The 23,789-nt window shown below is 42.8% G+C and carries 31 protein-coding genes; 27 read left to right on the plus strand and 4 right to left on the minus strand.

Annotation, left to right across the window (positions count from 1 at the left end; translation table 11 throughout):
* Positions 1-73 precede the first annotated feature (73 nt).
* Genes F9B85_RS11080 through F9B85_RS11095 form a run of 4 tightly spaced genes read left to right on the plus strand, consistent with a single transcriptional unit; the run spans position 74 to position 3,951 of the window.
* The gene (locus F9B85_RS11080) at positions 74-1,210 is read left to right on the plus strand and encodes a sulfate ABC transporter substrate-binding protein (protein ID WP_207707102.1); all 1,137 of its coding nucleotides are present in this window, start codon (positions 74-76) and stop codon (positions 1,208-1,210) included.
* Positions 1,211-1,217: 7 nt separating this feature from the next.
* Complete coding sequence (gene cysT, locus F9B85_RS11085) at positions 1,218-2,048, plus strand: sulfate ABC transporter permease subunit CysT (RefSeq protein WP_207707103.1); 831 nt, start codon at positions 1,218-1,220, stop codon at positions 2,046-2,048.
* Positions 2,045-2,848, plus strand: a complete 804-nt coding sequence (locus F9B85_RS11090) for a sulfate ABC transporter permease (protein WP_151620902.1) — start codon at positions 2,045-2,047, stop codon at positions 2,846-2,848. The genes cysT and F9B85_RS11090 overlap by 4 nt, the downstream gene beginning before the upstream one ends.
* A complete protein-coding gene (locus F9B85_RS11095) occupies positions 2,845-3,951 on the plus strand; it encodes a sulfate/molybdate ABC transporter ATP-binding protein (RefSeq protein ID WP_151620904.1) in 1,107 nt (368 codons plus the stop codon). Before F9B85_RS11090 ends, F9B85_RS11095 begins: the two co-directional genes overlap by 4 nt.
* On the opposite strand, the gene F9B85_RS11100 is transcribed toward F9B85_RS11095, so the two are convergent.
* The 4 genes from F9B85_RS11100 to F9B85_RS11115 form a co-directional block, all read right to left on the minus strand.
* Positions 3,943-4,173, minus strand: coding sequence for a YgaP family membrane protein (locus F9B85_RS11100; RefSeq protein ID WP_207707104.1), 231 nt, complete (start codon positions 4,171-4,173; stop codon positions 3,943-3,945). The two genes, F9B85_RS11095 and F9B85_RS11100, sit on opposite strands and share 9 nt — an antisense overlap.
* 177 nt (positions 4,174-4,350) lie before the next feature.
* Positions 4,351-4,614, minus strand: coding sequence for a 30S ribosomal protein S18 (rpsR, locus tag F9B85_RS11105; protein ID WP_151620906.1), 264 nt, complete (start codon positions 4,612-4,614; stop codon positions 4,351-4,353).
* A gap of 65 nt (positions 4,615-4,679) precedes the next feature.
* Entirely contained in the window at positions 4,680-4,967 is a 288-nt protein-coding gene (gene rpsF, locus F9B85_RS11110; protein ID WP_151620908.1) for a 30S ribosomal protein S6, read from the minus strand.
* A 124-nt stretch (positions 4,968-5,091) separates the two neighbouring features.
* On the minus strand, positions 5,092-5,301 hold the full coding sequence (locus F9B85_RS11115) for a heavy-metal-associated domain-containing protein (RefSeq protein ID WP_151620910.1): 210 nt from the start codon (positions 5,299-5,301) through the stop codon (positions 5,092-5,094).
* Between the two features lie 221 nt (positions 5,302-5,522).
* Here F9B85_RS11115 and F9B85_RS11120 point away from each other — a divergent pair, with 221 nt between their 5' ends.
* The 23 genes from F9B85_RS11120 (at position 5,523) to F9B85_RS11230 (ending at position 23,789) form a co-directional block, all read left to right on the plus strand.
* A complete protein-coding gene (locus F9B85_RS11120; RefSeq protein WP_151620912.1) occupies positions 5,523-5,999 on the plus strand; it encodes an ATP-binding protein in 477 nt (158 codons plus the stop codon).
* The gene (locus tag F9B85_RS11125; RefSeq protein WP_151620914.1) at positions 5,996-6,499 is read left to right on the plus strand and encodes a chemotaxis protein CheW; all 504 of its coding nucleotides are present in this window, start codon (positions 5,996-5,998) and stop codon (positions 6,497-6,499) included. The genes F9B85_RS11120 and F9B85_RS11125 overlap by 4 nt, the downstream gene beginning before the upstream one ends.
* 56 nt (positions 6,500-6,555) lie before the next feature.
* Complete coding sequence (gene acpS / locus F9B85_RS11130; protein WP_170270456.1) at positions 6,556-6,990, plus strand: holo-ACP synthase; 435 nt, start codon at positions 6,556-6,558, stop codon at positions 6,988-6,990.
* Positions 6,978-8,522 (plus strand): NAD(P)H-hydrate dehydratase, encoded by a 1,545-nt coding sequence (locus F9B85_RS11135; RefSeq protein WP_151620918.1) that lies wholly within the window; start codon positions 6,978-6,980, stop codon positions 8,520-8,522. The genes acpS and F9B85_RS11135 overlap by 13 nt, the downstream gene beginning before the upstream one ends.
* 19 nt (positions 8,523-8,541) lie before the next feature.
* Positions 8,542-9,009: a CBS domain-containing protein gene (locus tag F9B85_RS11140; protein WP_243138173.1), complete on the plus strand. Its 468-nt coding sequence runs from the start codon at positions 8,542-8,544 to the stop codon at positions 9,007-9,009.
* Between the two features lie 16 nt (positions 9,010-9,025).
* The gene (alr, locus tag F9B85_RS11145; protein WP_151620920.1) at positions 9,026-10,180 is read left to right on the plus strand and encodes an alanine racemase; all 1,155 of its coding nucleotides are present in this window, start codon (positions 9,026-9,028) and stop codon (positions 10,178-10,180) included.
* A 116-nt stretch (positions 10,181-10,296) separates the two neighbouring features.
* The gene (locus F9B85_RS11150; protein ID WP_151620922.1) at positions 10,297-10,566 is read left to right on the plus strand and encodes a CopG family ribbon-helix-helix protein; all 270 of its coding nucleotides are present in this window, start codon (positions 10,297-10,299) and stop codon (positions 10,564-10,566) included.
* A 6-nt stretch (positions 10,567-10,572) separates the two neighbouring features.
* The gene (locus F9B85_RS11155) at positions 10,573-10,926 is read left to right on the plus strand and encodes a type II toxin-antitoxin system PemK/MazF family toxin (protein WP_151620924.1); all 354 of its coding nucleotides are present in this window, start codon (positions 10,573-10,575) and stop codon (positions 10,924-10,926) included.
* 77 nt (positions 10,927-11,003) lie between these two features.
* On the plus strand, positions 11,004-11,765 hold the full coding sequence (locus F9B85_RS11160) for a gamma-glutamyl-gamma-aminobutyrate hydrolase family protein (protein ID WP_151620926.1): 762 nt from the start codon (positions 11,004-11,006) through the stop codon (positions 11,763-11,765).
* Positions 11,734-12,912 (plus strand): HD-GYP domain-containing protein, encoded by a 1,179-nt coding sequence (locus F9B85_RS11165; protein ID WP_151620928.1) that lies wholly within the window; start codon positions 11,734-11,736, stop codon positions 12,910-12,912. Before F9B85_RS11160 ends, F9B85_RS11165 begins: the two co-directional genes overlap by 32 nt.
* Positions 12,913-12,950: 38 nt before the next feature.
* Positions 12,951-13,949: an asparaginase gene (locus tag F9B85_RS11170; RefSeq protein ID WP_151620930.1), complete on the plus strand. Its 999-nt coding sequence runs from the start codon at positions 12,951-12,953 to the stop codon at positions 13,947-13,949.
* A gap of 19 nt (positions 13,950-13,968) precedes the next feature.
* Positions 13,969-15,135, plus strand: coding sequence for an amidohydrolase (locus F9B85_RS11175; RefSeq protein WP_151620932.1), 1,167 nt, complete (start codon positions 13,969-13,971; stop codon positions 15,133-15,135).
* A gap of 109 nt (positions 15,136-15,244) precedes the next feature.
* On the plus strand, positions 15,245-15,682 hold the full coding sequence (locus F9B85_RS11180) for a response regulator (protein ID WP_151620934.1): 438 nt from the start codon (positions 15,245-15,247) through the stop codon (positions 15,680-15,682).
* Between the two features lie 51 nt (positions 15,683-15,733).
* Positions 15,734-16,288, plus strand: coding sequence for a tRNA (adenosine(37)-N6)-threonylcarbamoyltransferase complex ATPase subunit type 1 TsaE (tsaE, locus tag F9B85_RS11185; RefSeq protein ID WP_151620936.1), 555 nt, complete (start codon positions 15,734-15,736; stop codon positions 16,286-16,288).
* Positions 16,270-17,007 carry a tRNA (adenosine(37)-N6)-threonylcarbamoyltransferase complex dimerization subunit type 1 TsaB gene (gene tsaB / locus F9B85_RS11190; RefSeq protein WP_151620938.1) on the plus strand — a complete coding sequence of 246 codons (738 nt, stop codon included), beginning with the start codon at positions 16,270-16,272 and terminating at the stop codon, positions 17,005-17,007. Before tsaE ends, tsaB begins: the two co-directional genes overlap by 19 nt.
* A gap of 14 nt (positions 17,008-17,021) precedes the next feature.
* Entirely contained in the window at positions 17,022-17,522 is a 501-nt protein-coding gene (gene rimI / locus F9B85_RS11195) for a ribosomal protein S18-alanine N-acetyltransferase (RefSeq protein WP_151620940.1), read from the plus strand.
* Positions 17,523-17,614: 92 nt separating this feature from the next.
* The gene (locus tag F9B85_RS11200; protein ID WP_170270458.1) at positions 17,615-18,025 is read left to right on the plus strand and encodes a CBS domain-containing protein; all 411 of its coding nucleotides are present in this window, start codon (positions 17,615-17,617) and stop codon (positions 18,023-18,025) included.
* 86 nt (positions 18,026-18,111) lie between these two features.
* Positions 18,112-18,906: a dihydropteroate synthase gene (locus F9B85_RS11205; protein WP_151620944.1), complete on the plus strand. Its 795-nt coding sequence runs from the start codon at positions 18,112-18,114 to the stop codon at positions 18,904-18,906.
* Positions 18,907-19,019: 113 nt separating this feature from the next.
* On the plus strand, positions 19,020-19,316 hold the full coding sequence (locus F9B85_RS11210; RefSeq protein ID WP_151620946.1) for a CC/Se motif family (seleno)protein: 297 nt from the start codon (positions 19,020-19,022) through the stop codon (positions 19,314-19,316).
* Positions 19,317-19,327: 11 nt separating this feature from the next.
* Positions 19,328-20,368, plus strand: coding sequence for a tRNA (adenosine(37)-N6)-threonylcarbamoyltransferase complex transferase subunit TsaD (tsaD, locus tag F9B85_RS11215; protein WP_243138174.1), 1,041 nt, complete (start codon positions 19,328-19,330; stop codon positions 20,366-20,368).
* A 40-nt stretch (positions 20,369-20,408) separates the two neighbouring features.
* Entirely contained in the window at positions 20,409-21,065 is a 657-nt protein-coding gene (locus tag F9B85_RS11220; RefSeq protein WP_207707105.1) for a class II aldolase/adducin family protein, read from the plus strand.
* Positions 21,066-21,362: 297 nt separating this feature from the next.
* Positions 21,363-21,959: a 4Fe-4S dicluster domain-containing protein gene (locus F9B85_RS14820; protein ID WP_243138175.1), complete on the plus strand. Its 597-nt coding sequence runs from the start codon at positions 21,363-21,365 to the stop codon at positions 21,957-21,959.
* A 24-nt stretch (positions 21,960-21,983) separates the two neighbouring features.
* A complete protein-coding gene (locus tag F9B85_RS11230) occupies positions 21,984-23,789 on the plus strand; it encodes an aldehyde ferredoxin oxidoreductase N-terminal domain-containing protein (RefSeq protein ID WP_151620950.1) in 1,806 nt (601 codons plus the stop codon).

Consider the following 23,789-nt stretch of genomic DNA (forward strand, 5'->3'; position numbering starts at 1 on the left):
CCGCTGGTCTTGCGCATAATTTAAAGACCAACGCGGGGGTTTTTTTATGGCTTCCTAAGAGCCCGTTAGCGAGGTGAAGAGATTGCTCCAAGGTATGAAGAAAAAAGCGACAATGCCAAGCCCCCAGGTCTCGGGAATCATTCTGCTCATTATGCTAAGCTTTATAGTTACTGCTTGTACACCAGGAATGCTTGGACTAGGGAAGAGAGAGGATTATACCAGAGAAGCCGTTCTTACTATTTCCGCTTACTCAGTGACCAAAGAGGCTCTAGAGCGTGAGATAATTCCAGCTTTTCAAGAGAAGTGGGAAAGAGAGCAAGGAGAGCCGGTCATTATACGACAAACTTATGGCCCTTCAGGTGCCCAGGCCAGAGCTATTGCAGGTGGCTTAAGAGCCGACATAGCTTTGTTAGCCTTAGAAAGTGATATGAATTTAATTGCTAGGGAAGGCCTCATTACCGAACCATGGAAAGAAAAAAAACATGGTGGTCAAGTAACTCGTTCCATCGTGACTTTTGGTGTAAGACCAGGCAATCCTCTAGCTATTGAAGATTGGCCCGACTTGATGCATGAAGGCATTGAGATCATCTATCCCAGTCCTCGAACATCAGGTGGAGCTATGTGGGTAATTAATGCTATCTATGGGTCAGCTCTTAAAGAAAGTGAAAAGGTAGATTACAAGAATCATCAAGGGCTTGACAATCAACTAAAATTGGATAGCCAAAAGCAAGAAAAGGGAAGAGAAAGACTTAAGCGGATTCAAAGCAATGTACGGGTCATGGACAAAAGTGCTCGTGAGTCCATGACAACTTTTGAGAAAGGATTAGGGCAAGTTATTATCACCTATGAAAATGAACTATTGCTACGCAATCGAGAAGAAAAAATATATGAAATTATTTATCCATACTCCACTATCTTGATAGAAAACCCAGTTGCTCTTATTGATAAAAATGTGGAAAGAAATGGTAACAGAAAGATTGCTGAAGCCTTTCTAGATTATTTGTGGAGTAGAGAGGCACAAGAAATTTTTGCAAACTATGGTTTTCGTCCTGTTCATGAAGAGGTGATGGCCGAACGTATCGATCAATTTCCTCAGCCCGAAGGACTCTTTGATATTGACTACTTAGGTGGCTGGGATGAAGTAAGAGTTAATCTCTACGGGCCTCAAGGTTTGTGGACGCAGGTGATCGAAGGCAGAGAACAGGGGTGAAGATAGATTGAAAGGATGTAGCTCGCGGCGAGAACAGGATCTTTCAGCCATAGCCTTACGTAGCATACTTTTTGGCTATCTTATACTCTTGATTATATTGCCTTTGGGACATATTTTTGGAGAAGCCTTTCGGGAGGGTTGGTCCGGCTTTTGGCAATCACTACAGAAAGCAGAAGCCCTTTTTACTCTAAAGTTTACCTTCGCACTGGCTCTATTTACAGCCATTGTTAACGCTATAGCTGGCACATTGACGGCTTATGTGCTGGTGCGCTTTCCCGTAAAAGGTAAAACCATACTCAATGCTCTCGTTGACTTACCTTTTGCCATCCCCACAGCTGTTAGTGGCTTGATGCTCTTGCTCCTCTATGGACCACAAAGCCCCCTTGGGAGTTGGCTTGGCGATCGAGGTATTGATATCATCTATGCCATACCTGGTATTGTGTTGGCTATGATTTTTGTAACTTTTCCTTTTTCTATTAGATCTGTACAGCCGCTTTTATTGGAGATGGGCCAAGACAAAGAAGAAGCAGCTAAAACCTTAGGCGCTAGCTCTTGGCAAACTTTTCAGAAAGTAACTCTGCCAATGCTTTGGCCTGGCATATTGTCTGGTTTCTCTTTAACCTTTTCTCGAGCTCTAGCGGAATTCGGTTCTGTAATCATTGTTGCTGGCAATATTCCCTTGCAAACTCAAGTTGCTTCCGTCTATATCTATGGAGAAGTAGAAAGCTTTAACATGGTAGGGGCCGCTTCTGTTTCGGTAGTTTTGCTTATCTTATCATTTACCTTGCTCTATGCCCAGAACCGCTGGCTTGCTCGAAAAAGGAGGGGCGATAGATGAACAAAAAAAAGACCCTCTATACGGGCCTACTTTATCTCTGGTTTACAATTTTTTTGATGGCTCCTGTAGGTGCTTTATTAATGGGTACTTTCGAATTTGGACTAAGCGCTTTTTGGCAGGAACTAACGAGACCGGAAGCCCTGCACGCTTTAAAACTAACTTTTATCATTACATTGATTGTGGTATTCATTAACACTATCTTGGGCTTACTGACCGCTTACGTAATGACGCGGCAAAAATTCTGGGGTCACTCCGTAATCAATGGCATTATTGATTTACCTTTTGCCGTATCTCCTGTTATTGCCGGCTTTATGATTTTGTTACTCTATGGTCCTCAGGGTGTCATCGGAATTTTTTTCACGGAAGCTACTTTCTCCATAATTTTTGCCTTGCCTGGTATGATTATAGCTACACTTTTCATTACTTTTCCTTTTATGGTACGAGAAGTGATGCCTCTATTAGAAGAAATGGGTCGCAATCAAGAAGAAGTTGCCTATACTCTTGGTGCATCGCGGTGGATGACTTTCTGGAAGGTTACCTTGCCATCTGTAAAATGGGGTGTCCTTTATGGCATGGTCCTGACTACGGCTAGATCACTCGGTGAATTTGGAGCTGTGCTCGTTGTGTCAGGCAATATTATCATGGCTACTCAATCGGCTACCTTATATGTTTATCAGGCCGCAACAGACTTTAACATGATTGGAGCTTTTGCTGTATCACTCGTTCTTGCAGGCACATCTTTTATAACGTTGATTTTTCTTGAATTGTTAAAACGCAAGAAGGACGTGATGGAATCATGAGTATAGAAGTAAAGAATCTTATAAAAAACTTTCACAACACCGAAGTCTTAAAAAACATTACTTTTCAAATCGAAGAAGAAGAGATGACAGCTTTTTTGGGGCCTAGTGGTAGTGGTAAGACTACATTACTGCGTATTATTGCAGGGTTAGAACAACCTAGCGCAGGTGAAATTTATATAGGAGGAGAAAGGGTTGACCATTTACCACCACAACGTCGTGGTATTGGTTTTGTCTTTCAGAATTATGCTCTCTTTAAGCACATGACTGTTTTTGACAATATTGCTTTTGGCCTCAAGATTCGAAAAAGGAAAAATGAGATTATAGGCTGTAAAGTTTTTGAACTTTTAGAAAAAATGGCTTTGCAAGGCTTAGAAAATCGTTATCCTCATCAGCTATCAGGAGGACAACAACAAAGGGTAGCTTTAGCTAGAGCTCTCGCGTCAGAACCCAAACTGCTTCTACTTGACGAGCCTTTTGCTGCTGTGGATGCCAAGTTACGTAAAGAATTACGACAATGGATTGTTAAACTTCACGAAGAAATGAAATTAACAAGTATCTTTGTAACTCATGACCAACAAGAAGCTCTAGAAGTAGCTGATCGTGTTGCTGTTTTCAATCAGGGAAAACTAGAACACTTTGGTACTCCAAGAGAAATCTATCATCGCCCGGCTACACCTTTTGTAGCTAGCTTTGTAGGTGATGTTAACTATTACCAAACAAAAATAAAAGGCGGCTATGCTGATGTAGGGCCAATTCAGATTAAAGCTTATCGGCTTGTAGAAGGTAGTGACGTAGAAGTCGTAATTCGTCCTGAAGATGTACGTATAGAACCTTATCATGACAGAGCAGATCTAAAAGCACAGGTAAAGCAAACGACTTTTTTGGGAGACTTTTTCAAAGTAGAAATGGTCTTAACGGGAGACAAGACTATTACTGCCACCGTATCAAAAGAACAGGGCTGGGTGATCCAGCCCCAAGATTGGGTATCACTTCGAATTCTATCTACTAAGCTATTCACGAAAGAGCGAACACCAGCTTTAGAACTCTTTCATCAGCGAAGACCAGTTGAGGAGCTAGCAAAAACAGCAGATGCTTCACTTTAGAGCGGCTTTTAGCGTAGAATAGCCTAGCAGATCATAGACTAGACAATAGCCTAATAGACCTTGGACCATTTGCCAGATACCGAGAATGGCAAGCAGAGATTGTGTGATGGGCGCAGCAATAGGGAAGAGGAAGGCTAACAACAACAACTGGGCACCTAGGAATAGGCGAATCAAGCGGTCAATGTGACCTACGTTAGGCTTGAATTTCAATTGCATCGTCATAGCTCACTCCCTTTTCTAGTTACCCCTCGGTAGTTACCTTTCTTAATAAAGGTAGGTTATAGAGAAAGTATGCGCTTTTTTTTTGCTTCTCATGTTGAAAAATAATGTACTGTCAAACAAAAAAAGACACCGAAGAGAGCAAGTCTCTTTAGTGTCTTTTTTTGATAATAGCCGCGGCTATTCGTTTGTCGTAAAGGGCAGTAAAGCAACGTGGCGGGAGCGCTTAATTGCTTGAGTTAACTGACGCTGGTGTTTCGCACAGCAACCAGATACACGACGTGGTAAGATTTTACCGCGTTCTGTAATATACTTGCGTAGCTTGCCCACTTCTTTGTAATCTACATTATCGATTTTATCGACGCAGAAGAAACAAATGCGACGGCGAGGACGACGTCCTCTGCGACCGCCTTTGCGTTCTGGCTTTTCGCCTCTATCTTGCATGATAACCCTCCTTTACCCAGCAATGGTATGCAAAAAAAGTCTAGTTGACAGTCTTGCTTCGCTGATTACTCTTCGTTACGAATGACTAAGAAACGGACAATGTCATCGGAGATTTTCATAACCCGTTCTAGTTCTTGAGCAACCGCAGGTTCTCCTTTGAAATAAACGAGAACGTAAAAGGCTTCTTTGATCTTATTGATCTCATATTGAAGCCTGCGCTTGCCCCACTTGTCAACCTTGACGATCTCGCCACCCTCTTGGGTAATGAGGTTCGTAAACTTGTCCACAACAGCTAAGAAAGCTTCTTCTTCTAAGTTGGGGCGTACTAAAATCATCGCTTCATAATTACGCAAACCAGGCACCTCCCTTCGGACTAATGGCCCTATCTTCTTAAGGATAGAGCAGGGATGTAGGCTCTTAAGCCACATTTGTATACTATATCATGATGAATAATTTTTGGCAACTATTTCTGCAAAACTAATCTAAGACTTCATATCCTTCTTCTTCGATAACTTCAATTAACTGTTCAGGATTAGCTTTTGTACCATCATAGCGGATCGTTACTTGCTTCTCTTCTAAATTAACTGAAGCTGATTCTACAGCTTCGATCTTAATAAGAGCTTTTTCTACAGCAGATTTGCAATGGTCACAAGACATACCCTCAACCGTAAGTGTCAATTCAGTCATTTCAAAGTACCTCCTATAATTTAGTTCATAAACCCATAGAGAAAAGCCAAAATATAAAAGGAATTCCTGTGTTGGATATCGAAACAATTGTATTATAAAAGAACAAGGACCTGCTCCAAGTCTTAATTGAGGAGCAGAGGGAGATGAGAAAAAGGTAAAAAGAATAACTTACTCTTTGGCCTACCGATAAAGAGTCAGGGGCAGAAAGCAGGTATCAAACGATGACAGCGAAGAAAAGGTTTAGTTTTGCCAGTAGTCGTTTCAATGTTGAAAAAGCCGTATACATGATGCTTGAGGATATTAAAACAATCCCTTGGAAATCTGGTGATCTTGATTTTATTAAGTTAGCTTTGATCGAAGCGATGGTCAACGCTGTCGTTCATGGCAATCAAGAGTGCAAAAGTAAGAAAGTAAAGGTTGCTTATGAAGTGACGCATCATGCATTAACAGTAGAGATCTCCGACGAAGGACCTGGCTTTTCTTGGAACGATGTAGGGGAACCAGACCTGCTAAGTGAATCAGGTCGAGGAATCTTGTTGATCAATGCATCGATGGATGAGGTATCTTACAACGAAAAAGGGACAACAATCTACATGACTAAGTATATACCACAGAAAGTCTCTTTGCCATCTTATAACAAAAAAGCTGTTTTTGGTGACAACCCGCTTTCCAATTCAGAGAGGAGGAATCAGAAATGAGTCAGAACAACAGTGGTGAGCTTACCGAAATTCAGTTGGTCGTATTCAAGTTAGGTTCTGAGGAATATGGTGTTCCTATTACGCAAGTTCAAGAAATTAATCGCCTGATGACTCCGACCAAAATTCCTCAATCACCACCTTTTGTCGAGGGAATCATTAATCTACGAGGCAAGATTATTCCTGTTATAGATCTTAAGAAAAGATTTAACTTGCCGCTAGTAGATCATACAGCCAACACCCGTATTATCGTCATCAACATTGGAGAAAACACTGTTGGTGTTGTTGTCGACGCTGTAACAGAAGTTCTTCGACTCCCCATGTCCTCTTTAGAACCACCACCACCGATGATTAGCTCTATATCTGTAGATTATCTGAAAGGCGTGGGCAAAGTTGGCGACCGATTGCTCATCCTGCTAGATCTAGACAAGATTCTTACAGAGAAAGAGAAAGAACAGCTTGCGGCAACTGAAGCATGCGCAAAGGATACCGTGAAATTTTAAAGGATCTGGCTTTGCAACTAGGGTTTGCGCCTGAGCAGGGTGGTCATACTAAGCTTATGAAGCAGGTTAAAATTTCCAACCCTGCCGAGGTATCCTTTCACATCGGTTGCGATATTGTAGAGATTCAAAGAATTCAAAAGGCCGCAGAACGACATAGTCGCTTTTTATCGAGAATCTTTACAATTGCAGAAATTGAAGAATGTCAACAAAAAGCAGACCCTTGGCCATCATATGCCGCTCGCTTTGCCGCAAAGGAAGCGGTCATCAAAGCCATGCCTGGTGACTTTATCCCAGCTTTTACTGACATCGAAGTTACTCGGCAACAACAAGGGAAACCACAACTACTTTTTCGTGGAAATACCCAGGCTTACTTAGAATCAATTGGCTGGAAAGGTTGGTCTGTTAGCTTGTCTCATGAAAAAAGTCATGCCATGGCCGTTGTCTTAAGTTGGCGTGAAGGTGCAAAGGGGGTGGCACCTTGCGAATTGTAACAGCGGCTGAAATGAACCGCATCGACGATAGAGCCACAGAAGAGTATGCGATTCCACCGCTTTTGCTGATGGAAAACGCGGGACTACAAGTGGTTAGAGAGGTAACCAGTCTTCTAGGTGATTCATGCCGAGGTCGTAGAGTTCTCATCCTTTGCGGAAAAGGCAACAATGGAGGTGACGGTTTTGTTGTTGCGCGCCACCTACTCAATCATGGCGCCGAAGTAAAACTGTTTCTACTTGCCCCCGAAAGAGATATACGAGGCTCAGCTCTCACTAACTTGACCATCTATAAGCGTATAGGTGGTAAGATTTATTCTTTAATGGATCACAAAGACTTAAATGCTCTCCGCATGGCTCTTTTGTCTACAGATCTGATTGTAGATGCCATCTACGGAACAGGTTTTACTGGTGTCGTTCCACCACTTACGGCAAAAGCCATGGAGATGCTCAATGAATTGTCTTTACCTACTGTTGCTGTAGATGTACCTTCTGGTCTAGAAGTAGATACAGGTAAGATTAAGAGCCAGTGCTTAGAGGCTACAGTAACAGTTACTTTCGGACTCCCCAAACTAGGACTACTCATTGAACCAGGCGCTACTGTAGCGGGGAAACTGGTCGTAGCTGACATCTCATTGCCCAAAGAATTGATTGATAATCCTCTCTTAATGAGGAGACTTCTAACTAAAGAACTTTGCAAAACTTGGACAGTAAAAAGAGAAGCAACTGCCCACAAAGGAGACTTTGGTCACCTCTTGATCATCGGTGGAACTGAGGGGATGGCCGGTGCAATTGCCTTAACCGTAAAAGGAGCTTTGCGTGCTGGTACAGGGCGTACAACAGTAGCTGTACCTGAAAAGATTGCTCCCTTCGTTATTCCACAAGTACCAGAGTCCATGAGCTGGTCTTTGCCAGCACCGAATGGTCGCCTAGAAAAGTCATCATTACAGGACAAGGTTTTTGACAATTTTGACAGTCTTGTAATAGGACCCGGACTAGGTCGATACGAAGAATCTGCCGACTTTTTGGAAGCAATCTTCGAAAGAACAAGAGCACCCATAGTTTTAGATGCCGATGCACTATTTGCTCTTGAAGATAACATAGAACTTCTTGCCGCGGCCCAAGGACCCTTAATTCTAACACCACACCCAGGAGAAATGGCACGTCTAACAGGTCTTACGGTAGAAGAAGTACAAAAAGAACGACTCCAAGTAGTAAGTCATTACGCCAAAGACTGGGGCGTTACGGTTGTTCTAAAAGGTGCTAGAACTTTAGTGGCCACACCTGATGGAGATTTGCTAGTTAACTCATCAGGTAACCCAGGTATGGCTACAGCAGGAAGCGGTGACATTCTAGCTGGCATTGCAGGTAGCTTACTCGCCCAAGGCAAAAATCCTCTAGAATCTGCGGCACTAGCCGTATATGTTCATGGATTAGCAGGCGATATAGCAGCTCAACGATTTGGGGACATAGCCATGAAAGCAGGAGATATTATCGACTGCCTACCGCAGGCATGGAATTTAATAGAAGATTAAGGGCGATGGTGGTGTTTTTGTGACTTCCAAAAAAGTAAAAGCAGTAGATATAATGACCAAAGAAGTTCACTCTGTCTATGTTGATACACCAATTAGTGAAGTAGCCAAAGTACTTACAGAGCAGAAGATTAGCGGCTTGCCCGTATTGTCTCGGCAAGGAGAAGTAATAGGAATCGTATCAGAAGGTGATTTGCTCTACAAAGATAGAGAAGTAAAGTACCCTTCTTATATTGCCTTGCTCGGTGGCTTTATTTACTTAGAAAGTCCTAAACGTTTTGAAGAAGAATTTCGTAAAATTACGGCTCTTCGTGCAGAAGAAATAATGACCAAAGAAGTTATTACAATTGAAGAAGATACCTTAGTGCAAGATATGGCTGCGATTATGACAGAACAGAGAATTAATCGACTCCCCGTTGTTCGTCAAGGAAAGCTTGTTGGCATTGTGACACGGGCAGATATCATAAAAGCTTTGACTGAAGAAGCGTAACACGGGGGCTCGGGGGATGCAGGAAGAGACAGAGTGGCAGGGGAAAGAGACAAGTAGACCTGCCTGGGCAGAAATAAAACTGGAGAATTTTGCCCATAATATAAGGTCTTTAAAAAAGCTTACCACTGCTGGAACAAAATTTTTTGCTGTTCTAAAAGCAGATGGTTATGGTCATGGTGCCGTACCACTTGCTAAAGTGGCAGTGCAAGAAGCTGTTGATGGCTTTGTTGTAGCAATTCTAGATGAAGCTCTTGCCTTACGAAAGGCTTCTGTGAAGCTACCTGTTCTGATTCTAGGTTATACGACGCCAGATAAAGTGTCGGTAATCATCGAAGAAGAATTAACACAAGCTATCTTTACAAGGAAAGCCGCTGAAGAGCTTTCCACAGCGGCAGTAAGAATCGGTAAAAAAGTAAAAGTGCACCTTAAAGTTGATACCGGTATGGGACGAGTTGGCTTTCCTGCCATAGGAAGCCTAGAAGATCTTAAAGCTGTTGCAAAGCTACCAGGTTTAGAAGTGGAAGGCCTGTTCAGTCACTTTGCAACGGCTGATGAAGAAGATAAAAGTTATGCTTATCATCAGCTAGAAAGCTTTTTTAACATAGTGAGGCAATTAGAAAAAGAAGGTCTTTGCTTCCCTATGCACCACATGGCCAACTCAGCGGCGCTTCTAGAGATCCCACAAGCACACTTTAATGCTGTACGAGCAGGCTTAGCTATCTATGGACACTATCCATCAGTAGACAGCGAAAACAAAGTAGATTTACTACCATTGATGACTCTAAAAGCTCGAATCGTACAAATCAAAAAAGTACCGGCTCAAAGTCCCATTAGTTATGGTTGTACCTATCGTTGTCCTAGTGCTACAAGATTGGCAACGGTTCCACTTGGTTACGCCGATGGTGTACCGCGAATTTTATCAGGAAAAATTAAGGCTTATGGAAAAGAAAGCATCATTTCCCAGGTAGGACGAATATGTATGGATCAGATGGTTTTTGACATTGCTGATGCGCCCCTTGAAGAAGGTGACGAAATTGTTCTATTCGGTCATCAACAGGGAAAAAAATCTGTACCAGAACTAACGATGGAGCGATGGGCAGAACTAGCGGGTACAATAGCTTATGAAATCATGACGGGTATTTCACTCAGAGTTCCCCGGATTTATCTATGAATGACAAGGGTACCATTAATTGGATCATTCCGCTTGCATAAAACCCCTTGCCTTTAGGGGTAAAAAGTTTATATAATAAACAGACGAAAGCGGAATTTCCCTGGGAGGTGCACTGCGTGCCCGATTTGAAACGCATTCAGGTTACCTTACCGGAAACTTTGTTGACGGAACTAGATCGAGTACTGATGGCCGAAAAGATGAATCGCAGTCAACTGATTCGGGAAGCCGTAAACCTGTATATGATTGAGCACAAACGAAAGGTGTTACGTGACCAGATGCGTCGTGGATATATAGAAATGGCCCGAATCAATTTGGAGTTAGCCTTAGAAGGGTTTACCGCTGAGGTTGACGTTGAGCGATTGTTTGAGGCTAGGCTGGCCAGGTAAATAAATATGGCCCATATACGTCGCGGAGAAGTCTACTACGCAGAACTTAACCCTGTAGTTGGCTCGGAGCAGGGAGGTACCCGCCCCGTTCTGATCATACAAAATGATATCGGCAACCAATATTCACCTACAACTATTGTAGCGGCTATTACATCGCAGATTAGTAAAGCCAAGTTGCCGACCCATGTTGAAGTGCCATCTAGCAGAAGCGGATTGGATCGAGACTCTGTCGTACTGCTGGAACAAATTCGAACCATCGATAAAACTCGGTTACGTGAAAAAATCGGTCTACTAGACGAAGATATGATGAGCAAAGTTGCGCAGGCCCTAGAAATCAGCCTAGGTCTGATCGAACTTTAACCAACAATCCGCTCGGGAAATCCCGGGCGATTTTTTTATGGACAAAAGTCGCCGAGTTTTATGGAGGTGTTCGACAGATGAAACCCCTTGTGTTAGTTACTCCTTCTTTCGAACGAGGACGCCTGATGGTGCGTCGAGAGTACCTTCAAGCCTTACAAGACGAAGGCGTACTGCCTTGGCCAATTTCCATAGAAGCCATAGAGGAGGCAGAAGCCTACTGTAACAATGCTCACGGTCTTCTACTTTCAGGTGGTGGAGACATTGACCCACTCTTCTATCATCAACAACCTCATGTAGCACTAGGCGAAGTAGACCCTGATAGAGATAGACTAGACTTTGCGATTTTGGCTAGAGCATTACAAAGACAAATGCCTATTCTGGCTATTTGTCGAGGTTTACAAGTACTAAATGTTGCTCGAGGTGGTACACTCATTCAAGATCTTCCTCGTCAACGTCCCCAGGCTCTTCGGCATCAACAAAGAGCACCAAGATGGCATAAAAGCCATAGTATTGACATTTGCGAAGGAACTATGTTGCGCCAAATATATAGAAATAGCACAGGGCAAGTTAACAGCTTTCATCATCAAGCCGTCGATCGTGTTGGAAAAGACTTAGAAGTTGTTGCTCGATCAAACGATGGTGTCATAGAAGCGTTAGAGGGCTTAGGAAAGAACTTTGTAATGGCAGTACAATGGCATCCAGAAGATCTTTATAACAATGATCTTGAAGCAAGAGGATTATTTCGTGCTTTTGCAGAATCTTGTATAGAATATGAAAAAATATGTAGGGTAACCGGAGGGTGTTCCAGTGAGCAGACAAATCCATGTGACCCTGATTAATAATGACGTACGCTTAGCCAAACCTGTTTATAGCAAGACAGGTGCTGTCTTGCTACCTATAGGTAAAACTATCAATAACCGCTATGTATCCTACTTAAAAAATCAAGGTATTGAGTTTATTGACATAGAAGTAGGAACAACAGAAAGCCCCACTAGTCTCAGCAAAGAGAACACAGTACAGAACAATGAGCAAGAGCAAGGTCAAGATAAAGAGGCATACAAAGACAAAGCTAGAGATATTTTCAAAGATGCTGTAACGAACAGCTCAGACTTCAATTTTCTTTACATGTTGAAAAGAGATCTCTCTCTATCTGTTCAAGAAAGTGTATGCAACTTTGCAAGACAAGACAATCAAGACGTGGCAACAGTCAATGTAATTATCAGAATATTTGATGATATCCTACAAAATCCCGGTGACATCATCAACCTTTTAGCCTTAAAATCGACAGACGGATTTACTTACAAGCACTCTATTAACGTGGCAGTACTTTCTTTGCTCATGGCCATGAACTTAGGCTATAGAGAAGAAGAACAAAAAGTTATTGCTAAAGGTGCTTTTTTTCATGATATAGGGAAGCATAAGATACCGAGAGAGATTCTCTTCAATGATGGCGTTCTAGATGCAGAATCACGTAGAAAAATAGAAGAGCATCCTAGAAAAGGCTATGAAATCTTAGAAGGCTCTACTCATATGACGGAAGAAGCGGCTAAAATTGCTTTACAACATCATGAACGATTAAACGGCACAGGCTATCCGCAAGGCTTAAAAGGCAAAGATATAACTTTAGCTAGTCAGATTGTAGGTATAGCTGACGTTTTTGAAGCGATGATTTCTAATCGAAAACATCGAAGTAGTTACAATCCCGTGGAAATAATTGAATACTTGATGACTTTAGCAGGAACACACTTTCAAGAGCAAGTCGTCAAAGCTCTACTCAACAGCATAACGATTTACCAAATTGGCTCCCTCGTTGAGTTAAGCAACGGTGAGCGTGCTGTAGTCGTCGAAGTAAATTTTTCTGTGCCTACAAGACCAGTTGTACGTGTTGTTTTTGACAGTCGTGACCTACCTGTTCGCCAGAAAAGAGAAATAGATTTGTCAGCAAAAGAAAACATGACACTGAATATACAAAGATCTTTCGGTTAGTACTTATATAGTACTAACCGATTGAAAGGAGCAAAGGAATGAGCACCCTACTTGTCGAAGTTACAAGAGGCACAATGGTTGAAAATCGTCACTACGGCTCTATAGTTGTAATTGATCATGAAGGTCGTATATTAGCTTCTGCTGGTCAAGGAGGTCCTACTTACATGCGGTCATCATCAAAACCCTTGATGACCATACCGCTAGTAGAAAAAGGTGGCATGGATGCTTTTCAATTTCAAGAAGAGCATCTGGCCATTTTTACAAGCTCCCACACCGGTGAAGAAGAACATCGGCGCTGGGTCTTAGATAGTCTACAAAAAATAGGACTAGAAGAAGAAGTCTTAGCTTGTGGAACACACAGGCCCTTTGATCGTAAAACAGCAGAAGCATTGCTCCGAGCAGGAGAAAAACCAGGTCTACTGCATTGTAACTGCTCTGGTAAGCATAGTGGTGTTTTAGCATACTGCTTGCTTAGAGGCTATCCATTAGAAGGATACACATTGCCGGAACATTCAGCAGAAAAAGATATTTTATCGGCTGTGGCTGACCTAGCAATGCTAAAGGCAGAAGATATCGTAATTGGAATAGATGGTTGTGGCATTCCTGTTTACGGAATGCCCTTAAAAAATATTGCCCTTGCCTTTTGTCGCTTTGGCATGGCTAGTGCAGGTAATGAAGCACGGCAACAAGCATGCAAACAAATTAGAAAGGCCATGATCAAACATCCCTTTTTGGTAGCCGGCACAGGTCGCTTAGATACAGACTTGATGACAGTCACTGAAGGAGCTGTTGTTGCCAAAATCGGAGCAGATGGTGTCTACGCTTTAGCTGTACCGGAAAAAGGCTGGGGCATGGCTGTAAAAGTCGATGATGGCAATATGGTTGCTTTAGGCCCTATCGTCATAGAAGCTCTCAGCCAACTAGGTCTTCTATCTCCAGAACAAAGACAAGCTTTGGCCTCCCATGACCAAAAGACGATCAAAAACAATTTGCGCCAAACAGTAGGAGAAATGAGACCTTTTTTTACTTTGCAATAGATAGAAAAGAGAATAGGCCATGAGAAAAATAATTTATGGAGCCCAGGTCTGGACCATGACAGGAACAAATTACGCACCTGGGCTGGTTGCTTTTGATGAAGATGGAATCATTAGAACCGTAGAAGATTGTCCACCTTCTTTTGAAGAAGAAGGCGTAGAAATCATTGATGGACGTGGGCAAATACTTTTACCAGGATTTATAGAAGCTCATTGTCACGTAGGTTTGCTAGAAGAAAATACACCTGTAGAAGGTAATGATCTTAATGAGACATCAGACCCAATTACACCACAGATGAGAGCCTTAGATGGAATCAACCCTTTTGATCCAGCTTTTGAAGATGCACTTCAAGGTGGAGTTACTACTGTATGTATTCTACCGGGAAGCGCTAATATCGTTGGTGGACAAGCAACAATTATGAAAACAGGACCTCTCTCCTGGTCTGAAAGGGTCGTAGAAGAGCAAAGTGCCATAAAATGTGCTCTCGGCGAAAATCCCAAGCGAGTCTATGGCGATCAGAAGAAAGCACCAATAACTAGAATGGCTTCAGCGGCTTTGTTAAGAGAAGCCTTTACCAGAGCTAAGGCATATCAGTGCAAAAAAGAAAAAGCTAAAGAACCATTAACAGAGCCTGATTTACGCTGGGAAGCCCTGCTACCACTATTAGAAAAAAAAATTCCCCTGCGCGTCCATGCTCATCGTTCTGATGACATCTTAACGGCTCTACGCATCGCTAAGGAATTTGACTTGCCGCTGGTGATCGAGCATTGTACAGAAGGTCACCTTATTGCAGAAGACTTAGCTGAAGCTAAAGTATCAGCAGTAGTTGGACCATCATTAGTCAATCGAGCCAAAGTAGAAATGAAAGAAATCACTCCAAGAACATCCGCTGTTTTGCACAAAGCCTCAGTTCCCTTTGCGATCATGACAGATCACCCTGTTATACCCATACAGTACTTACCCCTTTGCGCTGGCCTAGCAGTCAAGCATGGCTTAGAGGAAGAAGCAGCTCTTAAAGCAATCAGCATAAGTGCGGCACAAATCTTAGGCTTAGAAAAAAGAATTGGCACGATTGAAGTAGGAAAAGAAGCGGACCTAGTGCTTTGGAAGGGCCATCCTTTCGACATCAGAAGCTCCGTTACGACAGCATGGGTCAAAGGAAAGAAAGTTTTTCCCTTCTTAACTTAGATAAATAGACTAAAGCAGGAATTTGTGAAAAGATGACGAAAAGGGAAATAAAAGGTAAGTTGCATGAAATGCACTTTTCTAGTATTTTTATTTTGTGAGGTAATTCTTTATGGTAACAAGTGATGAAAGAGACAAGAGTGAAGACAAAATGATCCTTGTTGTTGACGACCAACAAGGTGTTCGCTCCCTCTTGCAGATCATTTTCCAAGAGGCAGGTTACAAAGTAATGATGGCTAGCAATGGTCTACAAGCTGTAGATATAGTGGAAAAGTATCATCCACCTATAGTACTGATGGATGTACGCATGCCAGGGTTAGATGGTTTTCAATCTATGTTACGGATGGTAAAAGTAAGCCCCTATATCAAAGTCATTCTGATGACAGCGTACACTGATGAAAGCCTTGTGCAAAGAGCACTACACGAAGGAGCTGTCGACTGTTTAACCAAGCCCTTTGACGTATATATTGTTAGTGAACGAGTTGAAAAGTTGTGGCAATCTATTCTGGAAGAGCGTGCTAATAGAGAAAAAGATAAAACTTCGGCCTAATAACCCCTAAAAAGGGGTTTTCTTTTTCTATGTCGTATAATGTAAAGAATATTGGTAATAAAGTTAGCAGAAGTAACTATTGATGATATCTTAGAAGGAGCAATGATTTTGCATAAAGAGATAGGGCAGGGACTTCTCCCTGATGAAGAAGCAACTCGTGCTTTTGGTCAATGGTTAGCTCAGCATATGAAAAAGGGCGACATTATCTTACTTTATGGCGATCTTGGGGCAGGGAAAACAACGCTCGTTCAAGGATTACTTACTTCCCTAGGCTATGGGGGAGCTGTAACAAGTCCTACTTTCACACTAGTCCATGAATACGAAGCTGATTTGCCAGTTTTTCACTTTGATCTATATCGATTGACAGAACCAGATCAAGTCTGGGATATCGGATGGGCCGACTACTTAAAAGGAGAGGGCCTACTCTGCGTAGAATGGCCAGAACGGTTGGGCCATCTAAAGCCTTTAGAAGCCCTTTCGATAAAGCTAGAACCTGTAGAAATGTCTAATGGCCAAATAGGTCGTCAAGTTGAACTTACAGGTGTAGAAGAGAGCGCACAAGCTATTGTAAGGGAGTGGAAAAAAGCATGTACTTGCTTGGATTAGATTGCTCCACATCAGTAACAGCACTGGCCATTGCGACAGAAGAAAGAGTGTTAGCCGAGACATTCTTACATACCGAAGGAACACATTCTGAGCGACTAATGCCAGCTATCGAAGCAACGCTTGCAATTTCCAAACTTCGCTTAGCTGACCTGCAAGGAATAGCTGTTGCCATTGGGCCCGGATCTTTTACCGGTCTTCGCATTGGACTAGCTACAGCTAAAGGTATCGCCCATCCTCTTAGTCTTCCTGTAGTAGCTATTCCCACTTTAGATGCATTAGCACGGAACGCCATGCATACGACAACACTTGTGTGCCCCATATTAGATGCTCGCAAATCAGAAGTCTATACGTCTTTATATCAAGCTAGCACAGAGGGGATGGAGAGGCTAAGCCCCTATGAAGCTTTATCACCAGAAGCACTTGTCCATAAAATAACTGCAAAACAGCAAGAGCTAGAACTAGAACTTAATGTTTTATTTCTTGGCGATGCTGTACCTGTTTATCGAGACTATCTGCAAGCAAAAATGGGAACAAAAGCTCTTTTTGCACCACCTGAGCTGGCTTACCCGAGAGGTAGTCAAGTAGCGCGACTAGGTCTAGAACGACTTAAGCAAGGGGAAGAAGATTCCCTTCATGAATTAGCACCACTCTATATCCGACCTTCTGAAGCAGAAGTAAACTATGCAAAACAAAAAACAGCCCAAACAGTAAAAGTCTAAGGAGGGCGAGAGAGATGGAAGTGCAAGACGGTCAAGTATATTTTCGCCCCATGAGCCTTGATGATCTAGAGCAAGTCTTGACCATTGAAGAAGCTTCCTTTCCCGCTCCCTGGAGTCGCCATGCTTTTCAAGATGAATTAACGGAAAGTCGACTAGCACATTACTGGGTAGCTGTGCACGAAGCAGAGACAGGAAAAGAAGAAGTGATCGGCTATGCTGGCCTATGGCTTATATTTGATGAAGTTCACGTCACCACCATTGCCATAACCCAGTCTTGGCGACAACAAGGTCTTGCTGAGGCTATGTTGCGCTATGTTTTTTTAGAAGCAATTCTATTAGGAGGAGAGCGAATTACCCTAGAAGTAAGGCCTTCGAATCAAAAGGCCCTGGCCTTATATAGTAAACTAGGCTTTCGCAGTGTCGGTCGTAGAAAAGGATACTATAGTGATAATGGTGAAGATGCTATTATCATGTGGCGTAACCTAAAAGAAGAACAAGAAGCTAGTCAAGGATAAGAAGGGAAGGATTTATTATCTTTACGGCGAATAAACTTCCCATAAGATCTTGCAATGCGGTGAAGGTGGAAAGGTAGGGGAAGGCCATGCTAGTGGAAGCAAAGATGATCTCTCCGGCTATTACAACGTCCATGACGACACCTATATCCGAAGCTTTACGGATTATGACAGAAAAAATTATTCGACGCTTGCCCGTTGTGGATGACCAGAATCGTCTAGTAGGAATCGTTACCTTTCACGACATAGACAGGGCTATGCGTGCGCCAGGTGTTATTGCCTTAACACCTGTAGAATGGGTTATGTCACGCAACCCTGTATATATTGATAGGGACAAAGAAATGGCCTTGGCAGTAACGAAAATGAAAAAATATAAAGTAAGCTGTTTGCCTGTCGTTGAAGGAGAACAAGTTGTTGGAATTTTATCAGTAAGCGATATTATGGACCTTTGTTATGATCTCTTAAAAGAAAAAGAGAAGGAAGACGCCCCGCCAAGCAATTTATAGAAAACCCTGCTCATCAGCAGGGTTTTTTGTCGGAAGAGTTCACAAGTACCAGATGAGTTCAGCGACAGCAAGGAAGGGTGGATGGAATGCTCATCGTTGGGGAAAAAATTAACACAAGTCGTCAGGGCATAGAAAAAGCAGTCTTGTCACGTAATGCAGTTCACATACAAGATCTTACATTGCGTCAAAAACTATCAGGTGCCCATATTATGGACCTAAATTGCACTACCTTACGACAAAGAGAACCGGAAAGCTTAGCCTGGCTTGTAGAAACAGTACAAAATATTGCTGGTGATCCTGTTTGCCTCGCTAGTCCAAACCCAGTAGCTATTGAAGCGGCACTAAAAGTTCACCAAGGTAGAGCCTGGCTCAACGCCATATCAGCAGAACAAAATCGCTATCGTATCTTTATCCCACTAGTCAAGCAATACAATTGTCGCGTCATAGCCCTCTGTCTAGACGATCGCGGTGTAGCAGAAACAATAGAAGAGCAAGTCGATGTCTCTCTCCGACTAGTAGACAAACTAGTTAAAGATGGTGTCGCTATCGAAGATATCTACCTCGACCCCATGCTACGTGCAATCGCCCATGGCGAACACTGGGCCGTATTCGCTCTAGAAGTTATCAAAAGACTTAGACAAGAGCTACCACAAGTACACATCATCTGTGGACTATCTAACGTTTCCTTCGGCTTACCTGTAAGGTCTTTGTTAAATAGAACCTTCCTTACCTTAGCCATTGGAGCAGGTTTGGACAGTGCCATTCTTGACCCAGAAAACAAAACCATCATGTCTTCTCTCCGAGCCGTTCAAGTGCTCATGCAAAAAGACGCAGGCTTTCGGGAATATCTTATGTCTTTTCATGAGGGCCTTCTCACCTAGGACATCCTAGTAGAAAGACAATCTTTGCAGAGCTATACCGATTAGGGGTATAATAACATCAAAGATATTGGTTATGAGGAGCAACAAGAGGTACCAAAGGGGAGGAAGAGACGATGAAATGGCACATTACAGATGAAGCCATGGTCAAGATAACAACCTTAGGCAATGAAATCACTATTGACTTACAGTGTATTGTAGGCGGAGGTTGTTGTGCTATCGATCAATACTTGCCTATTGTTACAGAAGGTAAGCCTGCAGATGAGACACCTTTTTGCAAATTAGAATTGAAAGAAATAATCATTTATTATCCTCAAAAGCTTCGTGCAATTGATGATACAAAACCAGCGCGAATTACGGCGAGCAAAGGCTGGTTTCCCCATGGTTTAGAAATTGAAAATGTACAATTATGAGGTGGACAGAGTTGAAAGAGCTTACTTCTTCCTTCGAAGAAGGGAATCTCATTCTAGCCATTGAGACAAGTTGTGATGAAACGTCAGCAGCAGTTATCGCCGAAGGACATAAAGTGCTTTCTAATGTTATTGCATCACAGATCACAACTCATCAAATCTTTGGTGGCGTAGTACCAGAAATCGCCTCAAGAAAGCATATGGAAAGTATCACAGCAGTTGTTGATCGGGCATTACAAGAGGCGCAGTGCACTTGGAGTGATATTACAGCCATAGCAGTAACTAAAGGACCCGGTCTTGTAGGTGCTCTTCTAGTCGGCGTAGCTTACGCCAAAGGTGTCGCCATGGCTAGGGAAATTCCTCTTGTTGGTGTACATCATATTGAAGGTCATATCTACGCTAACTTTCTTCAAAAACCTCAACTGGAATTTCCTCTTTTATGTCTTGTTGTATCAGGTGGCCATACCCATCTTATTCATCTAATCGATCACGGTAAAATGAAGATCATAGGTTCTACACGTGACGATGCGGCAGGTGAAGCCTATGACAAAATTGCACGCGCCTTAGGTCTAGGATATCCAGGAGGGCCACTAATCGAAAAAATAGCTCAGGAAGGCGATCCAGCTCGATACGACTTACCGCGAGCTTGGCTGAAAGACAGTTATGACTTTAGCTTTAGTGGTCTAAAATCTGCTGTACTAAATATGTTAAATAGGGCCAAATTAAAAGGGGAAGAAATCGATAAAGCTTCACTAGCCGCCGCTTTTCAGAATTCTGTCGTTGACGTTCTAGTAGAAAAAACTTGTGATGCGGCAAAAGAGCTACAAGTGCCAACAGTGCTTTTAGCTGGTGGCGTAGCCGCTAACAACTACTTACGGCAGCGCTTACAAAAAGCTTTACAAGGCCAGGGTCAAGAGCTTATTGTACCACCCCTAGAGCTCTGTACAGACAATGCCGCTATGATTGGCTGTGCAGGCTATTATAGACTACAAAAAGGCGAGCGAGCTGGTAGTGATCTTAATGGACAAGCCAACTTGCCTTTGACAGATTCTTGAAGAGGAGACTTGAAGCAGAGGAGATTATAGAAAGAAAGCAATGATCAAAGAAACAGAAGCAATCGGAGAAGCAATGCTTTGTTACGGAAAAAAATTAATTGCCCATGGTCTGGTAAGTGGTTCAGGTGGTAATATTAGCCATCGACTTGATAACCCTAACAAGATGCTGATTACACCTAGTGGTATGGCTTATGACAAGCTTCAACGAGAAGACTTAGTCGTCATGGATATACAGACAGGAGAAATTGAATCAGGCCATAGAAAACCTTCTATCGAAAGAGGTCTGCACCGAGCTATTTATCAAGCTAGACAGGATGTACAAGCTGTTGTGCATACCCACTCTAAGCATGCTACAGCAGTAGCGGCTACGAGAAAGAACATTCCAGCCATGCTTGACAACATGGTTGCTTACTTTGGCGGCTCTGTACATACAGCGCCCCACGCTCCTATTGGTTCACTATCACTAGCTGATAATGCTGTGAAAGCACTTGCTCATCGGCCCGTAGCCTTGCTGGCTAATCACGGTGCAGTTGCAGTAGGAAAAGATCTGGCTCAGGCTTTTTTGATGGCAGAACTATTAGAAGAATGTGCTCAGATTTATTTGCTTTCTTTCTTAGCAGGCGGACCAATCAGTCTTACAGATGCAGAAGTGGAAGAAGAGATCAAATGGCTTCAAGGAAAATATGGTCAACCTTAAGCAGAAAAAAAGAAGGTTCGAGGTCATTTTAGAAGTGACTTCGAGCCTTTTTGCTTTTTGCGAACAATAACCCCAAACAGGTCTTCGTATCAGAGCATGTGGATGATAAATCTGTGGATAATGTGTATAAGTCTGTTAATAACTATCTATATTGGCTTTTCCCTTGTGGAAAGTTCTTGAATAAGATGGTGGATTAAGATAAACCATACATATATTCGACGATGCGACGTTCTCCCATCAAAGAGTACCTTGCATAGTTACACTAAAATGGTTCATAATGGAACAGAGGTGATGCCTGTGGGTGAAGAAGGCAGTAAGAACAAGATCGTTACGAAAGAAGAGGGACCTGCAGTAGCACAAAAGAAAGAAGGCGATAAAAAAAGGCGTCCAAGAGTACTGATGGCGCCCGGCATGAATCGCTGTATTGCTTGCTACTCTTGTATGCTCGCTTGTGCTCGTATGGTTTATCGCAGTTACTCTATCCATAAAAGTGCAATAAAGATCCTTACCCGGGGAGGCTATACGAGCAAATTTGTAGCCAACATATGTAGAGCTTGCATAGATCCACCTTGCGCAAGAGCCTGTTGCGTAAAAGCTTTAGTGCCTAGAGAAGGTGGTGGCATTCGTTACCACAGAGACCGCTGTATTGGCTGTAGAAAATGTGCCGAAGCCTGTGTCGTACAGGTTATCGACTTTGATGAGGAAGAGAAAAAAGCAATTATCTGTATTCAATGTGGCAATTGTGCCAGCTTCTGTCCTCACGAATGTTTAACCATGGAGATTAGTCCTCATGCCGAAATGAACAAGCCAGGCGGAGCATTCCCAACTAAAGAATTAGAAAGTCCCTCGCCAGAGAGAAGAAATCCTAATGACTTGATTCATGATGGGAACTGAGGCGTCTCTAGGAGTGATAAAAAAGTGTTAAATAAAGATTATATACGGGTCCTCTATATCAATGTGACCGACCAAACGGTGCGTTTTGAAAACCGCAAAGATCTCTATCATTATCTTGGTGGTCTCGGTGTCGGTATTAAGCTTTTTGAAGAGAATATGAAAGCAGATCTGCCCCCGCTTCATCCCGAACAACCTGTTGTTTTTGCTAACGGAGCTCTCAACTTTATATATCCTGTTATCACTAAAGTGCCTGCTCTTTTTGTATCTCCACTTACGGGAGAACTAGGTGAGTCCTATGCGGGGCTTCGCTTTGGCATGGCAATGCGCTTTTCTGGCTGGGATGCTATCGTCATCACAGGGAAAGCGGATGGACCGATTTACCTTTCCATCAAAGCACAAGGTGTAGATTTCAAAAACGGCATAGGAATCTGGGGTTTGTCTTCCGAAGAATCAGCACGAATCTTACGAGATCTAGAAGAAGGCACAGGAAAACGCTCTATCGTTCGAATTGGAACGGCTGGAGAAAGACAAGTAGCTTTTGCTAATGTTGTCGTAGATACTTTTCGACACTGGGGTCGACTTGGTCTGGGTGCCGTTTTAGGTTCTAAATATATAAAAGCAATTGTAGTTCATGGCACTGAATCTTACCCCATAATCAACAAAAGTGCTTATGCCAAAGTTTATCGCAATATGTACCATAAGATAAATGACACCGAAGTAATGCTCAAATACCATGGTCTTGGAACAGCAGGTAACGTAATTCCACTTAGTGAAATCGGCGGCTTGCCAACGAAGAATTGTCAGTCTGGATCTTTTGAAGAAGCAGAAAACATCTCCGGTGAAGCTTTTGCAGAACACAATCTTATTCGTAAGATTGCTTGCTCTGGTTGTCCTATTGGTTGTATTCATATAGCCTTGCACCGTCGACAATTTGCCGAGCCATATGAATATGAATCTGTGCACATCTCTTACGATCATGAATTAGTCTATGCCTTTGGCTCTATGTTGGGATTAGGCAAGCGAGAGGATATTTTAGGTTTAATAGAGCGAGTTGAGTTAGATGGCCTTGATGCCATCACTTCTGGTGTAGTATTAGCTTGGACGGCAGAAGCATATGAAAAAGGTCTCATATCAGAAAAAGAAACGCTAACAGAAGTTCGCTTTGGCGATTTTAAAGGTTTCAATGAAGTTCTAGGCCATCTCTGTAATGGCACTAACGAATTTTACCGTGCCCTTGGTAAAGGATTACCTCATGTAACAGCAAAGTATGGAGGTCAAGAATTTGCCTGTGCCATTGGTGGCTTAGAGATGGCTGGTTATCATACAGGCTATGGTAACTTACTGGGCCAACTTGTCGGTGCACGGCACTCTCACCTAGACAATGCAGGCTATGCTTTAGATCAACAAAGACCGCCTTTAGATGATGAAGAGCTAGTCAAGGCACTCTTAGCTGAAGAGAAAGAGCGCAATGTTTTAAATTGTCTTACCATCTGCCTCTTTTCACGTAAAGCTTACGATCGCAATTCTGTGCGCGAATGCCTAGCGGCAGTCGGTATGGAAAGAAGCGATGAAGAGCTAGACTGGCTCGGTGAAGAAATCCACCAAATCAAGTGGAGAGTAAAAGAAGCACTAGGCTATAAACTAGATGGCAAAGATGTACCTGAGCGACTTTTCGATACACCAAGCTTTAGAGGAAAACTAGATCGAAAGCGTTTTGAAAAGATCCTTGCTTTATGGCAGAAGATAGATCGAGAAAATCGTGGTGGTCACCGACCCGTTCCCGATAGAGAAGACTTGCCTTCTGGTGGATCTCCAAGAATTGACGTGTAG

Origin of the sequence: Heliorestis acidaminivorans, assembly GCF_008933955.1 — a bacterium.
GTDB lineage: Bacteria > Bacillota > Desulfitobacteriia > Heliobacteriales > Heliobacteriaceae > Heliorestis > Heliorestis acidaminivorans.

Bases quoted from the DNA above. Each gene is read 5' to 3' on its own strand.
- F9B85_RS11170 (WP_151620930.1), top strand. From the start codon at position 12,951: ATGAGCACCCTACTTGTCGAAGTTACAAGAGGCACAATGGTTGAAAAT.
- F9B85_RS11160 (WP_151620926.1), top strand. From the start codon at position 11,004: ATGAAACCCCTTGTGTTAGTTACTCCTTCTTTCGAACGAGGACGCCTG.
- F9B85_RS11180 (WP_151620934.1), top strand. From the start codon at position 15,245: ATGGTAACAAGTGATGAAAGAGACAAGAGTGAAGACAAAATGATCCTT.
- F9B85_RS11100 (WP_207707104.1), bottom strand. From the start codon at position 4,173: ATGACGATGCAATTGAAATTCAAGCCTAACGTAGGTCACATTGACCGC.
- F9B85_RS11115 (WP_151620910.1), bottom strand. From the start codon at position 5,301: ATGACTGAATTGACACTTACGGTTGAGGGTATGTCTTGTGACCATTGC.
- rpsR (WP_151620906.1), bottom strand. From the start codon at position 4,614: ATGCAAGATAGAGGCGAAAAGCCAGAACGCAAAGGCGGTCGCAGAGGA.
- F9B85_RS11220 (WP_207707105.1), top strand. From the start codon at position 20,409: ATGATCAAAGAAACAGAAGCAATCGGAGAAGCAATGCTTTGTTACGGA.
- F9B85_RS11120 (WP_151620912.1), top strand. From the start codon at position 5,523: ATGACAGCGAAGAAAAGGTTTAGTTTTGCCAGTAGTCGTTTCAATGTT.
- tsaB (WP_151620938.1), top strand. From the start codon at position 16,270: ATGTACTTGCTTGGATTAGATTGCTCCACATCAGTAACAGCACTGGCC.
- F9B85_RS11205 (WP_151620944.1), top strand. From the start codon at position 18,112: ATGCTCATCGTTGGGGAAAAAATTAACACAAGTCGTCAGGGCATAGAA.
- alr (WP_151620920.1), top strand. From the start codon at position 9,026: ATGCAGGAAGAGACAGAGTGGCAGGGGAAAGAGACAAGTAGACCTGCC.
- F9B85_RS11210 (WP_151620946.1), top strand. From the start codon at position 19,020: ATGAAATGGCACATTACAGATGAAGCCATGGTCAAGATAACAACCTTA.
- F9B85_RS11175 (WP_151620932.1), top strand. From the start codon at position 13,969: ATGAGAAAAATAATTTATGGAGCCCAGGTCTGGACCATGACAGGAACA.
- F9B85_RS11155 (WP_151620924.1), top strand. From the start codon at position 10,573: ATGGCCCATATACGTCGCGGAGAAGTCTACTACGCAGAACTTAACCCT.
- F9B85_RS11095 (WP_151620904.1), top strand. From the start codon at position 2,845: ATGAGTATAGAAGTAAAGAATCTTATAAAAAACTTTCACAACACCGAA.
- F9B85_RS11090 (WP_151620902.1), top strand. From the start codon at position 2,045: ATGAACAAAAAAAAGACCCTCTATACGGGCCTACTTTATCTCTGGTTT.
- acpS (WP_170270456.1), top strand. From the start codon at position 6,556: ATGAAGCAGGTTAAAATTTCCAACCCTGCCGAGGTATCCTTTCACATC.
- F9B85_RS11125 (WP_151620914.1), top strand. From the start codon at position 5,996: ATGAGTCAGAACAACAGTGGTGAGCTTACCGAAATTCAGTTGGTCGTA.
- rimI (WP_151620940.1), top strand. From the start codon at position 17,022: ATGGAAGTGCAAGACGGTCAAGTATATTTTCGCCCCATGAGCCTTGAT.